Below are 361 nucleotides of genomic sequence, written 5' to 3' on the forward strand. Positions count from 1 at the left end.
GTGCGCTCTCAGAGTTCTCGCGCAAGATCGGGCCTGACGATACCGCCCTGTTTTACTACGCCGGCCACGGCATGCAGCTGCACGGCGAGAATTTCCTCGTTGGCACCGATGCCAAGCTCGAAAGCGAATTCGACGTGCCGGCCGAGACCGTGGCGCTGTCCGAGATCATCGGCGCGATGGAAAAGCGCGCCCGCATCTCGATGGTCTTTCTTGATGCCTGCCGCAACAACCCGCTCGCTGAACGGCTGACGCGCGAAGTCGAGGGTGCGACCCGCGGTGCCGCGACAAGAGGACTGGCGCCGATCGAAACACAGAGCGGCGGCACGCTCGTCGCCTTTGCCGCAGCCCCGGGACAGGTCGC

1 protein-coding gene is annotated in these 361 nt (G+C 65.1%); it reads left to right on the forward strand.

Annotated features, from left to right (window positions below; genetic code table 11):
* The coding region (locus L981_RS32715; protein WP_043626983.1) for a caspase family protein at positions 1-361 on the forward strand (361 nt) is incomplete at both ends.

It is taken from the genome of Ensifer sp. ZNC0028 (assembly GCF_000799055.1).
Lineage (GTDB): Bacteria > Pseudomonadota > Alphaproteobacteria > Rhizobiales > Rhizobiaceae > Ensifer.